This is a genomic window from Mycobacterium sp. 852002-53434_SCH5985345 (assembly GCF_001667155.1).
GTDB lineage: Bacteria > Actinomycetota > Actinomycetes > Mycobacteriales > Mycobacteriaceae > Mycobacterium.
Genome location: NZ_LZIE01000074.1, coordinates 37,447 through 55,691, shown reverse-complemented (window position 1 = coordinate 55,691; position 18,245 = coordinate 37,447). Strand labels below are relative to the sequence as shown.

Annotated in this window: 18 protein-coding genes and 1 tRNA gene; 11 read left to right on the top strand and 8 right to left on the bottom strand. The window is 67.1% G+C overall.

Annotated features, from left to right (window positions below; genetic code table 11):
- Positions 1 to 23: 23 nt before the first annotated feature.
- Positions 24 to 947, top strand: coding sequence for an enoyl-CoA hydratase (locus A5756_RS17785; protein ID WP_066955141.1), 924 nt, complete (start codon positions 24 to 26; stop codon positions 945 to 947).
- 93 nt (positions 948 to 1,040) lie between these two features.
- Positions 1,041 to 1,871 (top strand): SDR family oxidoreductase, encoded by an 831-nt coding sequence (locus A5756_RS17780; RefSeq protein WP_066955138.1) that lies wholly within the window; start codon positions 1,041 to 1,043, stop codon positions 1,869 to 1,871.
- Here the strand turns inward: A5756_RS17780 and A5756_RS17775 are convergent.
- Positions 1,854 to 2,747, bottom strand: a complete 894-nt coding sequence (locus A5756_RS17775) for an NAD(P)-dependent oxidoreductase (RefSeq protein ID WP_066955135.1) — start codon at positions 2,745 to 2,747, stop codon at positions 1,854 to 1,856. The two genes, A5756_RS17780 and A5756_RS17775, sit on opposite strands and share 18 nt — an antisense overlap.
- Before the next feature lie 77 nt (positions 2,748 to 2,824).
- Here A5756_RS17775 and A5756_RS17770 point away from each other — a divergent pair, with 77 nt between their 5' ends.
- Positions 2,825 to 3,616 carry an SDR family NAD(P)-dependent oxidoreductase gene (locus A5756_RS17770; protein WP_066955132.1) on the top strand — a complete coding sequence of 264 codons (792 nt, stop codon included), beginning with the start codon at positions 2,825 to 2,827 and terminating at the stop codon, positions 3,614 to 3,616.
- Between the two features lie 3 nt (positions 3,617 to 3,619).
- Here the strand turns inward: A5756_RS17770 and A5756_RS17765 are convergent, their stop codons facing one another.
- Together A5756_RS17765 and A5756_RS17760 are read right to left on the bottom strand one after the other, a co-directional pair.
- On the bottom strand, positions 3,620 to 5,176 hold the full coding sequence (locus tag A5756_RS17765) for an LCP family protein (RefSeq protein WP_066955130.1): 1,557 nt from the start codon (positions 5,174 to 5,176) through the stop codon (positions 3,620 to 3,622).
- Between the two features lie 278 nt (positions 5,177 to 5,454).
- Positions 5,455 to 5,727: a hypothetical protein gene (locus A5756_RS17760; RefSeq protein WP_066955127.1), complete on the bottom strand. Its 273-nt coding sequence runs from the start codon at positions 5,725 to 5,727 to the stop codon at positions 5,455 to 5,457.
- A gap of 63 nt (positions 5,728 to 5,790) precedes the next feature.
- Here A5756_RS17760 and A5756_RS17755 point away from each other — a divergent pair, with 63 nt between their 5' ends.
- Entirely contained in the window at positions 5,791 to 6,939 is a 1,149-nt protein-coding gene (locus A5756_RS17755; RefSeq protein ID WP_066955124.1) for a TDT family transporter, read from the top strand.
- A gap of 445 nt (positions 6,940 to 7,384) precedes the next feature.
- Here the strand turns inward: A5756_RS17755 and A5756_RS17750 are convergent, their stop codons facing one another.
- The gene (locus A5756_RS17750) at positions 7,385 to 8,869 is read right to left on the bottom strand and encodes an amidase (RefSeq protein WP_066955121.1); all 1,485 of its coding nucleotides are present in this window, start codon (positions 8,867 to 8,869) and stop codon (positions 7,385 to 7,387) included.
- A gap of 92 nt (positions 8,870 to 8,961) precedes the next feature.
- Between A5756_RS17750 and A5756_RS17745 the strand changes: the two genes are divergently transcribed.
- From A5756_RS17745 to A5756_RS17720, 6 genes are all read left to right on the top strand, one after another.
- Positions 8,962 to 9,828 carry an alpha/beta fold hydrolase gene (locus A5756_RS17745; RefSeq protein WP_197505801.1) on the top strand — a complete coding sequence of 289 codons (867 nt, stop codon included), beginning with the start codon at positions 8,962 to 8,964 and terminating at the stop codon, positions 9,826 to 9,828.
- Positions 9,829 to 9,995: 167 nt separating this feature from the next.
- Positions 9,996 to 10,643 carry a S1 family peptidase gene (locus A5756_RS17740; RefSeq protein WP_066955118.1) on the top strand — a complete coding sequence of 216 codons (648 nt, stop codon included), beginning with the start codon at positions 9,996 to 9,998 and terminating at the stop codon, positions 10,641 to 10,643.
- A gap of 149 nt (positions 10,644 to 10,792) precedes the next feature.
- On the top strand, positions 10,793 to 11,260 hold the full coding sequence (locus tag A5756_RS17735) for a lipoprotein LpqH (protein WP_066955116.1): 468 nt from the start codon (positions 10,793 to 10,795) through the stop codon (positions 11,258 to 11,260).
- Positions 11,261 to 11,300: 40 nt separating this feature from the next.
- Complete coding sequence (locus A5756_RS17730; RefSeq protein ID WP_066955113.1) at positions 11,301 to 12,278, top strand: MAP_0585 family protein; 978 nt, start codon at positions 11,301 to 11,303, stop codon at positions 12,276 to 12,278.
- A 67-nt stretch (positions 12,279 to 12,345) separates the two neighbouring features.
- Positions 12,346 to 12,585, top strand: coding sequence for a hypothetical protein (locus A5756_RS17725; protein WP_066955110.1), 240 nt, complete (start codon positions 12,346 to 12,348; stop codon positions 12,583 to 12,585).
- A 7-nt stretch (positions 12,586 to 12,592) separates the two neighbouring features.
- Positions 12,593 to 13,372, top strand: coding sequence for an enoyl-CoA hydratase (locus A5756_RS17720; protein WP_066955107.1), 780 nt, complete (start codon positions 12,593 to 12,595; stop codon positions 13,370 to 13,372).
- Between the two features lie 68 nt (positions 13,373 to 13,440).
- On the opposite strand, the gene A5756_RS17715 is transcribed toward A5756_RS17720, so the two are convergent.
- Complete coding sequence (locus A5756_RS17715) at positions 13,441 to 14,349, bottom strand: lytic transglycosylase domain-containing protein (RefSeq protein ID WP_066955950.1); 909 nt, start codon at positions 14,347 to 14,349, stop codon at positions 13,441 to 13,443.
- Between the two features lie 1,104 nt (positions 14,350 to 15,453).
- A complete protein-coding gene (locus tag A5756_RS17710; RefSeq protein ID WP_066955104.1) occupies positions 15,454 to 15,657 on the bottom strand; it encodes a cold-shock protein in 204 nt (67 codons plus the stop codon).
- 363 nt (positions 15,658 to 16,020) lie between these two features.
- Between A5756_RS17710 and A5756_RS17705 the strand changes: the two genes are divergently transcribed.
- Positions 16,021 to 16,806 (top strand): DUF732 domain-containing protein, encoded by a 786-nt coding sequence (locus A5756_RS17705; protein ID WP_066955101.1) that lies wholly within the window; start codon positions 16,021 to 16,023, stop codon positions 16,804 to 16,806.
- 503 nt (positions 16,807 to 17,309) lie between these two features.
- On the opposite strand, the gene A5756_RS17700 is transcribed toward A5756_RS17705, so the two are convergent.
- Positions 17,310 to 17,384: transfer RNA gene (locus tag A5756_RS17700), tRNA-Thr, on the bottom strand.
- A 28-nt stretch (positions 17,385 to 17,412) separates the two neighbouring features.
- On the bottom strand, positions 17,413 to 18,129 hold the full coding sequence (locus tag A5756_RS17695) for a hypothetical protein (RefSeq protein ID WP_066955098.1): 717 nt from the start codon (positions 18,127 to 18,129) through the stop codon (positions 17,413 to 17,415).
- Positions 18,130 to 18,245: the final 116 nt, after the last annotated feature.

Sequence of the window (18,245 nt, the reverse complement as noted above, 5' to 3'; positions counted from 1 at the left end):
CTGACAACAAACGAGGTGGCCGCATGACACTCTCCGAGCAAACCGGTGCTCATTCGGGCAACGCCGATGCTGACGAATTGGTCAGCTATGAAACCCTCGACGAGGGCCGCATCGCGCGGATATGGCTCAACCGGCCGGAGGCCCACAACGCGCAAAGCCGCGGCCTGCTGGTGCAACTCGACGAGGCGTTTCTGCGCGCCGAGGCCGACGACACCGTGCGCGTGGTGATCCTGGCGGCGCGCGGCCGTAACTTCTCCGCCGGCCACGACCTGGGCTCAGAGCTGGCGATCGCCGAGCGAAGCCAGCTTCCTAGCTTCCGCATCAACGGCGGGACCCGCGATCCGATCGCGGAGAAGATCTACCTGCAGGAGTGGCACTACTTCTTCCAAAACACCTGCCGCTGGCGGGATTTGCGCAAAATCACCATCGCCCAGGTGCAGGGCAACGCGATCTCCGCGGGTCTGATGCTGATTTGGGCGTGCGATCTCATCGTGGCCGCCGACAATGCCAAGTTCAGCGATGTCGTCGCGGTGCGCTTGGGGATGCCGGGCGTCGAATATTACGCTCACCCTTGGGAATTCGGTCCCCGGAAGGCCAAAGAGCTGCTGCTGACCGGAGATGCGCTCGACGCCGACGAGGCCTATCGGCTTGGCATGGTGTCCAAGGTGTTCCCGGTCGACGAGCTGGCCGACAAGACACTGGAATTCGCCCGGCGCATCGCCGACCGGCCCACGATGGCGGCGCTGCTCGTCAAGGACTCGGTCAACGCCGCTTCCGACGCAATGGGATTCACCGAGGCCCTGCGGCACGCGTTCCACATCCACGAGCTCGGGCATGCGCACTGGGCGGCCCACAACGAGAACAGGTACGCGGTCGGACTGCCGCCCGACGTCGAGGACTGGCGCAACGCCAAGCCGACGCAGGTGGCCCGCCGCGATACGCCGTAACGCTCGCCGGCCGCACGCGACCACCCGTTGCCGCCGCGAGTTCTCCACGTGGTTCGATATCTAGAACCTGTTTCAGTTTGAGAGGGCGTCGGCGTGCAGCTTTCTTTCGAAAACCGGACATATCTGGTCACCGGCGGTGGCAGCGGGATCGGCAAGGGCGTCGCCGCCGGACTGGTCGTGGCGGGCGCCTCGGTCATGATCGTCGGCCGCAACCCCGACCGGCTGGCGGGGGCAGTCAGCGAGATCGAAGCGCTTGGGAGTGGCGGGTCCATTCGCTACGAGCCGACCGACGTCACCAACGAGGAGGAGGCCGCCCGCGCGGTGGACGCCGCCACTGCCTGGCACGGTCAACTCCACGGGGTGGTGCATTGCGCCGGTGGCTCTGAGACCATCGGGCCGATCACCCAGATTGACTCCGAAGGCTGGCGGCGCACCGTCGATCTGAACGTCAACGGCACCATGTACGTGCTCAAGCACGCCGCGCGGGAGCTGGTCCGCGGCGGCGGTGGCTCATTCGTGGGCATCTCATCGATCGCCGCCAGCAACACCCACCGGTGGTTCGGCGCCTATGGCGTCAGCAAGTCGGCCGTCGACCACATGATGCAGCTGGCAGCCGACGAGCTCGGCCCGTCCTGGGTGCGCGTCAACAGCATCCGGCCGGGCCTGATCCGCACGGATCTGGTCGCCCCGGTCTTCGCGTTGCCGGAGGTGAGCGACGACTACCGCGAGTGCACGCCGCTTCCGCGGCCCGGCGAGGTCGAGGACGTCGCCAACCTGGCGATGTTCTTGCTCAGCGATGCCGCGTGCTACATCACCGGGCAGATCATCAACGTCGACGGTGGGCTCATGCTGCGACGGGGCCCGGACTACTCGGCGATGCTGGAACCCGCGTTCGGCGCCGACGGGCTACGCGGAGTCGTCTGATCCCAGGCCGGCATCTCGATCGGCGAGCGTGGCGAGCGCCGACCAGTCTAGGTGCCCGCCGCCCGTAGCCACCAACGTGAGGAAGCGGTCACGCAGCAGGCTTGCCACCGGCAGTGGCACCTGCAACTGCTCCGCGGCGGCCAGCGCCAGGCGAACATCTTTGAGGCCCAGCTGGGCGGCGAAGCCGGCCGGCTCGAATTCCCGGCGGGCGATGAGCCCGCCGTAGGTCTGATAGACCGGGGCCGCGAACAGCGTCGAAGTGAGGATGTCGACGTATTGCTGCCTGTCGACCCCCGCCTTGGCGACCAGCGCGACGGCCTCACTGACGCTCTCGATCACCGAAGCGATGAGGAAGTTGCCGCTCAGCTTCACCAGGTTGGCGCTGTGCGGCTGCTCGGACACCACAAAGGTCCGCTGGCCGATCGTGTCGAACAGCGGGGACAGCGGTTGCAGCACCTGCGGCTCGCCCGCCGCGACGACGAAAAGCTTTGCGGCGGCGGCCGCTTCGGGCCGACCGAATACCGGCGCCGCGGCGTACCGCTGACCCGCTTCGGCGTGCGCGGTGGCCAGGTGCTCCGAGAGGGCAACGCTGATGGTGCTCGACGAGACGTGCGTGGCGCCCGCGGCCAGTGCCGCCAGAATCCCGTGTCCGCCGAACGCAACGGCCTCGACGGCGTGGTCGTCGGCCAGCATCGTGAACACCACGTCGCCGGTGCACGCCTCGGCGACGGTCGAGGCGGCAGTGGCGCCCCGCTCGACCAGGCCCTCCGCCTTGCCGGGGGAGCGGTTGTAGACGGTGACCTGATGGCCCGCCCCGATCAGGTTGGCGGCCATGCCCCGGCCCATGTTGCCCAAGCCGATAAATCCGATGTCCATGCATCCACTCTGCCTTGCCGGGGGCCGTCCTTTGCGATGATGAGCGCCTAGTGACGCGACGAGCACGGGAGCGACCAATGAATCGACTCGAGGGCAAGCGAATCCTGGTGACGGGCGCCGCGTCGGGGATCGGGCAGGCGACCGCGCTGCGGCTCCTCGACGAGGGCGCCACCGTGGTTGCCTCCGACGTCGCCGAGGCCGGCCTGGACGCCACCCGGGCCCGCGCGGACGAGGCCGCGACCGCCGGCCGCCTCACCACCGTGCCGATGGACGTCGGCAACGAGGATTCGGTGATCGACGGCGTGCGCCGGACCGTCGAAAAGCTCGGCGGCCTGGACTCATTGGTCAATGCCGCCGGCATCCTGCGCGCCGCGCACACCCACCAGACCAGCCTGGAACTGTGGAACCAGATCGTCGGCGTCAACCTGACCGGGACGTTTCTCGTTGTGCGCGAGGCGCTTCCGATGCTATTGGCGAATCCGCGCAGCGCGATCGTCAACTTCAGTTCGACCTCGGCGTCGTTCGCCCACCCGTATATGGCGGCGTACGCGGCAAGCAAAGGCGGAATCCAGGCCTTCACTCACTCACTGGCGCTCGAATACGCGCGTGACGGCCTGCGTGCGGTCTGTGTGGCACCCGGCAGCATCAAGTCCGGAATCACCGACGCGACCGGGGGATACATCCCGAAAGACGCTGACTGGTCGTTGTTTTCGAGGTTGATGCCGATCCTGCCGACCACGGTGGAGTCCAGCGGCACCGGGATGGCCGACCCGTCGGCGGTCGCCGGGGTGATTGCAATGCTGGTCTCCGATGACGGCGCGTTCATCACCGGGACCGAGATCCGCATCGACGGCGGAACGCACGCTTAGCCGCTAGTTAACGCAGGGCACGCCGCCGCCGTCGATCGGTTTCCCCTGATCCGGCGTCGGATAGGTCGTGGTGGTGCCGTTGTAGTAGTAACTCTTGGCCTTGGTCGACGTTGTGGTGCTCGCCGTTTCGTCCGAAGTGCCGTCGTCAACCATCGACACCGAGAAATTGGTATCGACGGTCACCCTGATATGTCCGGGCTGGACGCTGGGATCGGGCTGGCTGGGCGCGTCGAGGCCGAGCAGTTTGGCCACGTTACGTGCGTCGGTTTCCGACCCGGCGCCATACGCGACCGTGCTCGCCGTGGGCTCACCCGAATTGCGGTCCCGGGTCTGCCCCGTGGTGTAGCCGTGGTTTTGCAGGGCGTGCGACACCTCGGTCGCTAGTCCGCTCATGCTTCCGGCATTGATGACGTCGACGATGGTTGATGGACTCGGTTTTGCGGCTGTGGTGGCGGGCGTCGTGGTCTGGGGCGAGGCACCGATCGCAGTGGCCACCTCCGCCTTGATCGCGGCCGGGTCGATGATGTTGACGTCCTGGCCGTCGATGTTGTCGTAGCGCACTACCGGAAGCGTCCGGAACTCGACGTGGCCGCCGGACGCCAGCGAACCCAGCCGCTGGATCATCTCCTCATCCCACCCGGAAGACAGCACCACATCCTTGCGCGCCACCGCCATCAGGCCTTTGAGTTTGTCCAAGTTGGTGAAGGTTCCCGCGGCCTGCAGCTCCTGCATGACCGACGAAATGAACGCCTGCTGCCGGTGGGTCCGGTCCAGGTCCCCGTTTTCCAGCCCGTGGCGCTGCCGGACGAAGGACAACGCCTCGGAGGCGTCCAGCGTCTGTCGCCCTGCCGGGAAGTCGGCACCGGAATACGAGTCGTAGACGGGATGGTTGAGGCAGACCTCCACCCCGCCCAGTGTCTGCGCCAGGTCGAAGAACCCGGCCAGATTGACCTCGGCGAAATAGTCGATCGGGACGCCGGTCAGGCTGCGCACCGCGCGCAGGGTCGCCGCCCGGCCCGCTTCGCGACCCTTGGTCTCAAGTTCTTTCTGGCTGCTGGTGCCCTGGTTGGCAAGCTTGTTCGCGACGTACTGCTTGGTGAGGCCGTACGCCTCCTTGATCTTGATGTGGTTGTATCCGGGGACCCCGGTGAAGGGCACCCAGTCGTCGCGCGGGATTGAGAAGGCCACAACTTTGTTGTCGGCGCTGACGTGCACCAGGATCAGTGTGTTGGTGTTGTAGCCGCCGTCGTCGGAATCGCCGGCGTGCAGATGTTTCAGGATCGACCAGGGCAGGTCGTTGCCGTCCTGGTCTTTGCGGGAGTCCAGCCCGATCAGCAGGATGTTCATGTCGTCGCCGCTGGACCGCGGATCGTCGGGCTGCAGGGCGTTCGAGACGGTGATGCCGCCCAGCGCGCCGTGAGCCACGTAGTATCCCGCCCCGGTCATCCCCACCGCCGCCACCGAGATCAGCGCGCCCAGGGTGCGCGTCAGCCCTTTGCGGAAACGTGAGGGCTGGCGGACGGCTCGATGGCGGCGATGAGCACCGCCCGAGCGGGCCATCACAAACCTCTGCCCACGCCCAGCGCATCACCAGCCACCGCAGCGGCGGTTTGCGGCGATGTCGCTTCAAGCATGGTGTCAAGTATGCGTTAGCTTGCTGTGAAGCCCCCAATCGAGAAGGCTTCCCAGGTCGGCCCCTTGCGGCGGCCCGCGCGCGCGTTAGCGGCGGCAATCCCGGTCTGACCAGCGCGTTCCGGCTCGAGCGTCGCACCGTGGTTTCGACAAGGTCACACTGCCGACGGGACCGACTCGAACTTGTTATCGAGCCGAGACGGCGGCTATCGGGCTGGGACGAGGTCCTCGCCCGACTCGTAGAAAACGGTGATGTTCGAGCCGGCCAAGATCTCGGCGAGGTAGACACCGAGCGGCTCGACCTCGTAGTAGTAATGAACATTGCCCCGGGGGTCCACCGCGGTCGCGCAGGACAAGCCCGGCGCCCCGCATCGTTGCTTGATGGGGATGGCCAGAATGGCCAGCGCCACCACTACGGCAATCCCGACCATGAGCGGGACCCTGGTGACTGCCCGCCTCGTCGTGGGCGCCGGATGCATCACCGTTGGAGTGTAAGCGGGATGCCCGCCCGGTTCGGCGCGGCGCAGTAGGGTTTTTCAGCTATGACCACCACCAACCCGGATGGCGCGCCGTCGCCGCAGACCCGGGTCGAGGTACTGGGCAACATCGGACCCAACTGGTTCGCCTCGGTGATGGGCACCGGCATCGTCGCCATCGCCGGCGCCACCCTGCCCGTGCACGTGGCGGGATTGCGCGCTTTCGCCCAAGTGGTCTGGGTGATGGCCGCCGTCCTGCTGGCGGTGCTGATCGTCCTGGTCGGGGGCCACTGGTTGCGCCACCCCACCGTCGCGCGCACGCACGCGCGCAATCCACAGATGGCGCACTTCTACGGCGCCGCCCCGATGGCGTTGATGACGGTCGGCGGCGGAGCTGTGTTGGTCGGCAGGGATCTGCTGGGCGAACGCATCGCCGTCGACCTGGATTGGGTGCTGTGGACCGCGGGGACGCTGGGCGGGCTGTTCACCGCGGTGAGCATTCCGTTCTTGATGTTCACCCAGCACAACGTCGAGCCCGACGCGGCATTCGGTGGCTGGCTCATGCCGGTGGTTCCGCCCATGGTGACCGCGGCGACCGGTGCGCTGTTGCTGCCGCACGTGTCGTCGGGCACCGGGCGCGAGACCCTGCTGTACGGCTGTTACGCGATGTTCGGGCTGTCATTGCTGGCTTCCCTGAACATCATCGCGATGATCTGGGCGCGCCTGACCCTGTATGGCACCTCGGGTTCCGCGCGGGTGCCAACGCTGTGGATCGTGCTGGGTCCGCTCGGCCAATCCATCACCGCCGCAGGGCTTTTGGGTGCCAGCGCCGGACTGGCCGTTGACCCCGAAGTGGCCGAGGACATGAACGCCTTCGCGATCCTGTACGGAGTTCCGGTGTGGGGCTTCGCGGTGTTGTGGATCGCGCTGGCAACCGCGCTGACCGTGCGCACACTGCTGCGCGGCATGCCGTTCGCCCTGACATGGTGGAGCCTGACCTTCCCGGTCGGAACCTTCGTCACGGGTACCTCCCAGCTCGCCGGCCACACGCATCTGCCCGCGTTCCGGGTGGCCGCGACCATCGCGTACGCCGGCCTGTTGTTCACCTGGCTGCTGGTTGCCGCGCGCACCTTGCGGGGCAGCCTGCGCGGCAACCTGCTCAAGCTGCCGCCGAGCACCACGCCGGTGAAGGCCAGCAAGCAACCGGTGGCCTGACCGTGCGCGGTGGGGGCGCGGCCCGTAGGCGTTTCGATCCCCCGGGTCGGCGGGTAGGCAACTCTGAGCCGATCGGAGGGCTAAATGATGAACTCAAGCGAGCCGCGGGAGCGGGGTACTCCGAGCGAGACACCCGAGCGACCGGCGCCGACGGAAACACCTGAACGGCTCGCACCGGCAGATCCGCCGGAGCGTTTGACGCCGTCGGAACCGTCTGAGCGTTAGGCGCGGACACAAACAGCCTGATGAGGACCGGAGGTTGAGGATGCGCGCTGAAGAAGGCGACGAAACGGTCAAGGACTACGCAGCAGAGGGCAAACAGGCCCTCGGCAGGATCAACGCTTCACAACGAGCGGGGTATCGGCTTGGCGACGTGGCCCGGCGGTTCGCCAGATTATGGCGGGGCGATCACGGGCCGGGGGACAAGCCCGGATTCCCGAGATAGTCACGCGGGCGCGGGGTACCGGTGTACCCAGGGGGCCGCTTCTTCGAGCTGGGCTGCCAGCTGAAGTAGATCGCCGTCGGCGCCCAGGCGCCCCACCAACTGCACACCGAGCGGAAGCCCGGCCTGTGTCCAGTGCAGGGGCACGCTGATCGCGGGGCGCCCGGTGATGTTGGCGAGTTGCGTGTAAGGCACCCAGCCCAGGCTTTCCTGAATCAGTTGGTCGAGAATTCCGCTGTGCGCCATGACTTTTCCCGCCCGCAGCTTGCTGGCGACCCGGGCCGCCTGTTGCAGCGCGCGCGGCGTCGCCGTGGCGCCGACGCGAAGGGGCGGCGTGGCCAGGGTCGGGGTCAACAAGCAATCGAAGGTCTCGTGGAACGTCGACAGGGATCGGATGTGATTGTTTCTGTTCTCCAACGCAAGTATGGGCGCCAGAACGCCGGTGGCCCGGGCGAGTTCACTGACGGCCAAGGTGTCGGCCTCGAAATCGCGGTCGCGGGCGCCGGTGCGTTGTCTGGCGTCGGCAACGTGCTGATAGAGCTGCGCGAACCAGATGGTGAGAAAGTCGCGCGCCAGCGCGTCGTCGTCGTAGGGGGGTGGGACCTCCTCGACCCGGTGCCCCAGATCGCTGAGGAGCGCCACCGCCCGTTCCACCGCGGCGACGGCTTCCCGATCGGGATGCGGGTTGATCGCCGAGGACCACGAGTATCCGATGCGCAGCTCGCCCGGCCTGCGCTTGATGTGATCGGCGAAAGTGCCTCGCGGAAGGGCAACTTCGTAGGCGGCGTGCGGATCGCGGCCGACGATCGCGTCACACAGCGCGGCGCTGTCGCGCACGGTGCGTGATACGACGCCCTGGGTCACCATCCCAAACATCGGCTCACCGGTCTGCGGACCGTAGGGCGACAGCCCCCGGCTGAACTTGAGTCCGACCAGCCCGTTGCAGGCCGCGGGAATGCGGATCGATCCACCACCGTCGTTGGCTCCGGCCGCCGGGACGATCCCGGCCGCGACCGCCGCGCCGGATCCACCCGAAGAACCGCCGGGAGTGTGCTCGGTGTTCCACGGGTTGCGGGCCGGGCCCCAGTAATCCGATTCCGTCACGCCCTTGGCCCCGAACTCCGGGGTGTTGGTCATTGCGAAGATCACCAGTCCCGCGTCCAGGAACCGCTGAGTCACCAGGGCGTGTTGGTCGGCCACGTCGTTGGCCAGCGAACGGGAACCGCTCGAGGTCGGAAAGCCGCGGTACTCCTGAGCAAGGTCTTTGATCACGAAGGGCACACCGGCAAACGGTCCGCGCAGGCCCGGATCGGCGGCCTGTCGGTCCGCCACATCGCCGAGGCGGCGGACGATCGCGTTCAACCGCGGATTCACTGCGTCTGCTCGCTGACGCGCCAACGCGAGGAGTTCGCCCGGCGTCACCTGCTTGCGGTCGACGAGTTCGGCCAACGCCGTCGCGTCCAAGGACATGTACTCGTCAAGCTGCATCGGATTCTCCTCTGGACGCCCCGCCTGCATCGTATTGGAGGCGCTTCGCCACCCGGGTCGGCGCAGAAGCGGCTTAGTATCACCTGATGCCCATGGCAGTGGAACCGTTTTCGATCCAGGGACCCGGCGGCGTGCGCATCGTCGCCGACCGGCTTGGCGATCCTCGAGCGCGCGCCGTGGTGTTCCTGCACGGCGGCGGGCAGACTCGCCGCTCCTGGGGCAGGGCCGCCGCAGCCGTCGCCCAGCGTGGCTGGCAAGCGGTCACCGTCGACCTACGCGGCCACGGCGAATCCGACTGGTCCGACGAAGGCGACTACCGCGTCGTCAGCTTTGCCGGCGACGTCCAGGAGGTGCTGGGCACGCTGCCCCCGCAGCCGGTGCTGGTCGGTGCCTCACTTGGCGGGTTCACCTCGATGCTGCTCGCAGGTGAGATTTCCCCGGGCATCGCCAGCGCGGTCGTGTTGGTCGACATCGTGCCGAACATGGACCAGTCCGGAGCCAATCGGATACACGCCTTCATGTCCGATCGGGTGGAATCGGGCTTCGCCTCACTTGACGAGGTCGCTGACGCGATCGCCGAATACAACCCGCACCGGCCGCGGCCAACCGACTTAGACGGCCTGACCACGAATCTGCGCCGACGCGGCGATCGCTGGTACTGGCACTGGGATCCCCAGTTCATCAGCGGGACCGCCGCGTTTCCCCCTTTCGAGGTCACCGACCCCGACCGCATGCACGCGGCCGTCGACGCCATCTTGCGCGGCGGCGTGCCGATGCTATTGATTCGGGGCCAGATGAGCGACCTCGTCAGCCAGGAACGGGCGGACGAATTCCTGGCGCGCTTTCCGCAGGTCGAGTTCACCGATGTGCGCGGTGCCGGGCACATGGTCGCCGGCGACCGCAACGACATCTTCGCCGACGCCGTCCTGGGGTTCCTCGCCAGGCATCTCGACGACTGATCGGTTCGTCGGCCTAGAGTGAAAGCAATTGTCCGGCAGGGCATTCCCCAAAGATTTGTCGCTCATGTCAATTCGGTCGGGTCAGGTGCGCGCCCGGACTTAGCGCCCAGGCGGCCGAAACCCGCTGGCGCTGTTAGCATGCTGGCCGACACATCAAGAGAGGCGGCGTGGCATTGCAGTGGTTGCGAGGTTTGGGCTTGGTCGGTGCTGTGCTCGTCGCCGCGACGGCGCTGGCGAACCCGGCGCGGGCCGACGCGGGCGTCACGCCGGGTATCAAGGTCGAAGACGAAAATAGCTCGTGCACATCGGGTTTCGCGGCGCAGGGCAATAACGGCAGCTATTACCTGATGACCAGCGGCCATTGCGACGCCCACGACGGCTCACAGTGGACATACGGCAATGACGTCCCGCTCGGAAAGATCACCGCAAGCGAGAAGGAGGGCGACACGAGGGACGCCGCCATCATCCTCCTCCGCCCGAGCGTGGGGGCGCCCCTCGGAGATGTCGGCGGGCGGTATGCTGTTCGGGATGTGTTGAGCGCTAACAAAATTCGCGAAGGCATGCCCTTCTGCAAATTGGGCGCGGTCACCGGTGAAACCTGCGGTTCCGTCACACACGTAGACGGTGACGTTGTCGAGGCCAGCGTGTTCAGTCTCAATGGCGACAGCGGCAGTCCGGGTTTTGTGAAGAACCCGGACGGCACCGTAAGTGCCGTGGGCTTGTTGATGTCCTCGCCCGACGGCGACGACAACACGACCTACTTCACGCTCATCGACCCGCTGCTGGGCAGGTGGGGGTTACGCGTTCTCCCTTGACGCCCAACCGCGCGTGCCCGCCTTTAACACAGCGTTTGTAACTTGCGGCTAACGGGTATCCGCGCGCCGCGGCACTGGCCGGGACTCGCTAGGTTGACGAGGCCAATGAGTTCGTTAGTGCGACACCAGCGACACGAGGGAGAGCAGTAGTGAAGCGTGGGATCGTCGTCGGCGTGGCGGGCGTGGCCGTAGTGGTCGCGGCGTGCGCCGGCTGTTCGAGTAACAAGTCAAGCACGGGATCGTCGGGTTCCTCGTCGCCGTCGGCGGCCGGCCCGCAGGTCATCGTCGACGGTCAGGCGCAGAACGTCAGCGGCCAGGTCACGTGCACGCCGGCGGGCGACAACACCAACATCGGCGTCGGTGACCCGACGGCGGGGGTCGGCGCCGTGGTCAGCAACGCCAACCCGCCCATCGTGCACTCGGTCGGACTCGGCAGTGTCAACGGCATCACGCTCGGCTTCTCCGACGCGGCTCCCAATCAAGGGGGCAACGCGGGAGCCGCGGTCAACGGGAAGACCTACGCAATCAAGGGCACCGCGACCGGGCTCGACATGAGCAACCCGCAGCAACCGCAGCCGGTAACCAAGTCTTTCGAGTTGGACGTGACCTGCCCGTAGTGCAGGCGACCGAGACCCAAGAGGGGACGCAGCTATGTCTATGAAACGTGTCGTCAGCGCGGCGGCCATCGCGGCGGGGCTGAGCATGTCCGCGGTTACTTTGAACGCGGGTTCGGCCTTCGCGGCTCCGCTCGACCCCCCGCCGCCGTGCCCTGGCTGCCATGGCGGTGGCGGTGGCGGCGGGGGCGGGGGCAACCCCGGCGGACCCGGCGGGCAGCAGGGCGGACCCGGCGGGCAACAGGGCGGACCCGGCGGTCAGAACGGTCCCGGCGGTCAGCAGGGCGGGCAACAGGGCGGTCAGCAGGGCGGACCCGGCGGTCAGAACGGCCCCGGCGGGCAGAACAATCCCCCGCAGCAGACCGGCCAGAACAACCCGCCGCAGCAGACCGGGCAGAACAACCCGCCGCAGGGTCAGCAGAACACGCCGGCGCCCAACGAGCACGGGCAAAACCCGCCGCAGGGCGGGCAGAACTCGCCGGCGCCAAACCAGTACCCGCAGCAGGGCGGGCCGGGCAACCAGCCGGGTGATCACGATCAGAACGGGCCGGGTGGACAACCCAATGCGCCGGCGAGCGAGCACAACCCGCCGCCGCAGGGCAGGCAGGCCCTCAACCCGCCGAGCACCCAGCCTCCGCATCAGCCTTACGTTCCGCGCGGGACGTACGTCAGCGGTAACGCCCAGGTAGGCGGGCCCGGCGATGCGCGGGCGGGCTTCAGCATCGTCGACCACGGTGCGCCGCCGCCACCCCCGCCGCGGGGCCACGGCTGGAACGACGGTCCGGCCCCCGGCCATCCGCCGCCGCACTGGGTCGGCGCGCCGCCTCCAGGGGGTTGGGACGGTCCGCCGCCTCCCGGCGGCTGGAACCGTCCGTGGTCGGGGCCGCAGCGTGATGTCGCCGTCGCGCAGGTCGATTTCGGGCCGTTCCAGTACGACTCCTACACCGCCATCCCGGTCTTCAACTGGCAGTTCGGCGGTTGGGGGTTCTGGTACATGGGCGTCTGGGTTCCGCTGTACTGACGGGCCGCCGGTCTAGCCGGCGCGCCATTGGTGGGCGGCGATCGGGTCGTCGTGGCAGGCTCCGGGAATGGATGTGCGAGAGAACGTCCGCCGAGCCATCGACGTCATGACGGCTTGGACGTCCGACAGCGGCAACGAATTCGCCTGGAACCGGCTCGTCGAGAACGTGATCGATGAGCCGGACGGAGAAATCCTGCTGTTGATGGGTTTCGTCAACCTCGCGGGCGAACTGGGGATCAAGCTGGAGAAGGCGACTGGCCAAAAGATGCGCGCTCACCTCCAAGACATCGCCCTGAAGTACCTATGAGGGGTGCGTGAACGCGGTGGAGGAGCGGTTCGTCCGGGTCGGTGGTGACAGCGGCGTACTCACCATCGAGCTGACCAATTCGAAACGGCTCAACATCGTCGGCACGCGCGCCGTGGAGGAATTGACACAGGCATTCCGCGCCGTCGACGGCGATGGTGACGTCCGGGTGGTCGTGCTGCGCGGGGCGGGGGAGGCGGCGTTCATCGGCGGTGCCGACATCAACGAGATGGTCAACCTGGACCGGTCGAGCGCCGAGGCGTTCATCCGTCGGCTCGCAACCCTGTGCGAGTCGATCCGCGAATGTCCCGTTCCCGTCATCGCCCGATTGGCCGGGTACTGCCTCGGCGGTGGGCTCGAGGTCGCGATGTGCTGCGATCTGCGGATCGCCGAATCCGGGGCGACATTCGGCATGCCGGAAGTGGCGGTCGGAATCCCCTCGGTGATCCACTCGGCCTTGATGCCCGCGCTGATCGGGGCGTCGCACGCGGCGTGGCTCCTGCTGACCGGTGAGACAATCGACGCGGGCACGGCCGTCTCCTGGGGTTTGGTGCATGAGGTGGTTTCCGCCGACGCGCTCGACTCTCGCATCGCCGAACTCGCCGCGAAACTCGCCGGATTCGGCCCGCACGCTGTCCGGCAGCAAAAGCGCCTGCTCAACAAGTGGTTCGACATGACGGTCCACGGGGCGATCGAGGACAGCATCGAGCAGTTCGGTCTGGCGTTCTTGACCGGAGAGCCCCAGGAGCACATGCAGGCGTTCCTCGCGCGCAAGCAGGACCGAACATAGCGTCGCCCCCACCCGGTGCCGCACACGAAATAGCTTGTCGCGCTTGGTCGCCGCCGTGCGGAGCTGCCTTACTGGGGATGAGCCGCGAGGTAATCCGCGACGGCGATCGGGGCTGCCTCCGCGTAACCGACGGGGAGCAACACGTCGCCGGCGGTGGTGACGTAATAGACGTCCCACCGGTAGTAGGTGGGGAACGCGGCCGGGTCGGCCGCGATCAGCGCGGCGTATTGGTCGACCGCCTGGACGTATTCGTGTGCGTGGTTGTAGCCGTAGATGGCGCGGTCGGGGTCGTTGGCGAAGCCGTTGGCGGACAGGAAGCGGCCCGCCGCCATGATGCTGTCGCGCGGCGAATTGATATCGCCGCCCTGGCCGTAGGTGGCGAACGTCGACGGCAAGAACTGCATGGGGCCCTGCGCGCCGGCCGTGCTCGCGCCGTTGATGCTGCCGAAGCGGGTCTCGACGAGGTTGATCGCGGCCAGGTAGTTCCAGCCGACGCCGGTCTCCGATTCCGCCGCGTGGTAGTCATTCATCAGTTCGTCGGCGGGTACGGGAGGCTCGATCCGCCACGCGGGCAGCGTGTCTTTCGCGGGCGTCATTGCCTGGAGCTGGCGACGGGCATCGAGGTTACGGTCGTAGACGCCGCTCAGCTCCGGCGGGATGCGCGGCCGGGTGATCGAGTCCCAATCGGGGTGCCGCCCAATGGCGCGGTACGCGGCCTGCTCGCGGTGCGCCGCCGCCGTCAGTGCCGGCTCCGCCGTCGACGGGTCACGAAGCGCGCGCTCGTCCGCGACCAAATCGTCGGCCAACTGAGCCGGGTCAGACGCCAGTTGTGGCTGGGCGCCAAGGGGCGGATTCGGTGCTGCGGCAACAGTTCTCGAAGCGAGCGGTGCGGCGCCCGCCGTCGCGGCGGTTGAAGCAGTCATCGCCGTTGCATTGGGCTTCACCGTCGGGGACGAACAGCCGACGACTAGCAACATGATGGCGCCGAGAAACACCGGCGCGGTCGCAGCGACCGTCGGGTTACGCCTCACTGGAGTCACTTCCGTCGATTTGCCAGGAATAGTCTTTCGCATCTGACCGCCTGACATCAATGCCGTGGCCCGTATCGGCTGGGGCAGATCGCCTCAGGTAGTGGCCTCAAAGCATCCCCGAAGTGCGAAATCTTGTTGACGGCAACCGGCTTCATGCCGCGCGGAAACCGGCGAAATCTCGGGGCCCTGGAATTCCCCACAAGTTGCGGGTGACCGCGGCTTATTCCAGACTGAGAATCACCTTCCCAGCAGAGTGGACAAGCTACATGTGTGACGCCGCGGCTGAACCGACCGAGAGACGGAACAGGATTCGCCGAGCTGCGGCGGCAATGCCCAAGCACGTCTCTCGTCTCATTCGTCCGGCGATGCTTGCCGCAATGGTGACGATGCTGATCGCTGCGCCCGATACACGCCCTCTGCTGCCGCCGGGATGCGCGATCGGTTGGACGATGGTCGGGGGCGTGCTGATTTATGTGCCGGACTGCACGCACCGGTCACCGGCTCCACCGCCCCCGCCGGACGGACCGCCGCCCGGCCCCGTGCCGCCTCCGGCGCAGTAGGCGACGGAGCGCCGCGCGATGGGTCGGCGGTCAGGCCGGGATCGCGCTCAGACGCTCAGGGCTTCGGAGCGGCGGAATCGCTGTTGGGGCGGTCGGAGAAAGTCGGAAGTTGCACCGGTTCTGCATCGCGACTGGCCGGTGACACGACCTCGGGCTCGTAGCGATGGGAAAACAAGTCGGATGATGTCATGGAGCGGGTCCTCAAGTTAGGTTGGCTTCAGCCCAAATGTGGTTGGCTTGGGGGCGAAGGGCGATCGATTCGTGGATCTGCTCATCCCCACAAGAATTTGGCTACTCGGCAGCGCGAACGCGGACTGCTGCTACCAATCTACACGCCAGAGTTCGCACGGACGTTGCGCCGAGCGCCTGGCATTCATCAACCCCAAAAACCGCGCCCCGGTGCACGCCCTGGCGGAAGCGGGCCGGGGACCCCTTAACGTGCTGTGGGCTGGTGGGAAACGACCCACCAGCCCACACGGTCGAACTCGCGCTAGACGGCGGTTACTCCGACTGCCTGCGGACCCTTGGCCCCTTGCTCGACATTGAACTCAACTCGCTGATTTTCCTCCAGCGACTTGTAGCCGTTTCCCTGGATTTCCGAGTAGTGGACGAACACATCTGCTGCGCCGCCGTCCGGAGCGATAAAACCGAAGCCTTTTTCGCTGTTAAACCATTTCACAGTTCCCTGTGTCATACCTTCAACTTCTCTCATTTTGAACGGATGCCGACGGGCATCCCGGGCAAGCGTACCACGTGGGGTGGCTATTAACTGTAATCGACTGCCTCAGAATGGCTTTCATGTCGTCCAAAGGTTCGTGGGCGACGAATCGGATCTGGAGTCTCCGGCGTGCGGATCGCGCCAGCTCGTCGGGGCGTGCACGAGGTCGAACTGCAGGTGTGGCGGGCCGGCTCCCGGCAAGTCTCCGCGCGTTCGGGGCGTTCGTGGCGGCGTTAACAACGCTGCATGGTCAGCGGGAGCGCGGCTGTGCGGGCGCGCCGTTATCGGCCCGTATCTAGGGGCTTGTGACGTCGTCCTGACACGCTCAAACTGGTTGATATGCGCGACCGCGAGACCATCGATTCAGAATTGCGGCGCATCGCGCTCGGGCGACGAGCGGTCCGAGAGCACGGCGGCGAGCCGTCGTCCCGAGAGGTGGACGAACTGCTCGACGAGCTCCTGGCCCACAGCGCCGGGGCGTCTCTCCCCGCTGCGGCGAAAGCCTATGAAACCGATGTTGCCCCCAACGCCGGGTCGAGGGGCGCCGGAATCGGCACCACGCTTCGCCGGCGCAAGGGCGTGCAGCGGCACTTGGGCCTGCTCGCGGCCTTGCCGCTATCTCTGGTGGCCGTCGCCGCCGCGGTGGTGGTGATGTTTTCGGTCCACCGCCAGGATTCATCGGCGCAGCGGGCGGAAACTCCGCCGTCGGCCGCGCCCGCGCCCAAACCTGTTGCGCCGCAAGCGCCCAATGCGCGCATCGAGGCCGCCGACGCGGCGTTCATCGCCGCGTTGAAGCACGAAGGGGTGCCAGTCCCCAACCACGAATACGTGATAACCCAGGGTCACGCGGTCTGCGACTTCCTGGCGCGCCAACCCAATTTCGCGGATGCGGTCGAATTCGTGCAGCGATCGTCGATTTGGGACGCCAACCAAAGCACCGAAGTCACCGCGGGCGCCATCGTTGCGTACTGCCCTCAGTCTCAACCCGCGGCCCCGGCCGACTTGTCGCCGGCCTACCAGAATGCCCTCTCCGATCTGCAGGCAATCGAGGGGAAGCTGCAAGGGATCCAAGGGGACCTGCAAGGTATCCACCGAGATCTGGACGGCGTCCCCGGCCCGCCATAACCGGGGTGGTCGCCTTCGCCCGGCCCGGAAAGCTGCTGTGCGGAGTCCCCGAACTCGCCGACTGGACTTTGGTTGAGTTCGCGCCAAAAAGGCCACTTCGGCCCCTTCCGTAGCAACGAGGTCAGAGCTACGATCTCCCTGCACGGAGTCATGTGATGCGCAGCATAGCTAACCGTTTGGCAGTCATCGGCCCAGCCGCATTCGCGCTGGCGGTGACCATGACGTCTCTATCGCCGGCGGTAAGTAGGGCCGCCGAATGTGGCGAAGGCACCGTGTACGACCCACCGTCCGATACGTGTGTGGTGCTCGCGCAGGCAGCTCAACCAGTAGCGCCGCCACCGGCGGCCCCACCGCCACCACCTCCGGCGGCTCCACCGCCTCCGCCGCCCGCTTGGGGTGGCTATTACGGCCCCAGGCCCTACGTCTCGGCCAGCATCTGCGCGCCGATTCCATTCATCCATATCTGCGCCGGAATCTGAGAGCGCCAGAGCGGCGGCGATGCCTGGAGCCCCCTGTCAGGATTGAACTGACGACCGCTCGCTTACAAGGCGAGTGCTCTACCACTGAGCTAAGGAGGCGGGATCAAACCGGTCCAAGCCTAATCGGTCACTCGCCGCTGTCGATGATGCGCGTTGAGCGCACCGTCCGGGACGAAGGACGACGCCGGCCGGGGAGCGGAATGCGGTCGGCGATGCTGCTCAGCGGGTTCACCACCATGGTGAGCGCGACGACCGCGTCCTGGAGCGTGGCGATCGCGGGCTCCAGCGCTTCCATCCCGGGCGTCAGCCGCGCCAGGGTGTCGGCGACGTCGGCGAGCTGGTCCAGCGGCCCGTTCTTCGCCGTCAGCTTGTCGACCAGACCACCCTCGGCCAGCAGCCGGTCGGCCAGCCCATCCTCGGCCAGCAGCCGCTCGATCAGTCCGTCCTCGGAGACAAGCTGATCGGCCAGGCCGCCGGGCTGCAGGGTGCGGTGCAGGCCCCCGCCCTCAGCGGTAAGGCGGTCCAGCAGGCCGCCGTCCGACGTCAGCATGTCGACCAACCCGCCCGGGCGCAGCAGCCGGTCGATCGGTCCCTCCGGTGCCACGGCCCGTCCCAGTGGCGCATCGTCGTCCAGCAGCCGGGCGAGCCGGTTGGCACGAACGATCGCGTCGTCGATTCCCAGCATGGAAGTCATGGCGTTCGTTCCGCCGGTCCCGCCTTCGCCCAGCGCCCGTTTCGCCACCCCGACCGCCGCGGTTGCCACGGTCAGGCCGGCGTCCGCGGCGGCGAGCCCGACACGTGCCGGGGCGGTCGCGGCCAACACGATCCGTGCGGCGAGGTTCATTCCACGAGTCTATTCGCGACGCGACTGCGCCGACCCGCGCAGGTCCGAGCGGTTGCGATGAGGCCTGGCAGACTACTATCAGAGTGTTGGCACTGAGCTTTCAGCAACCACACAAC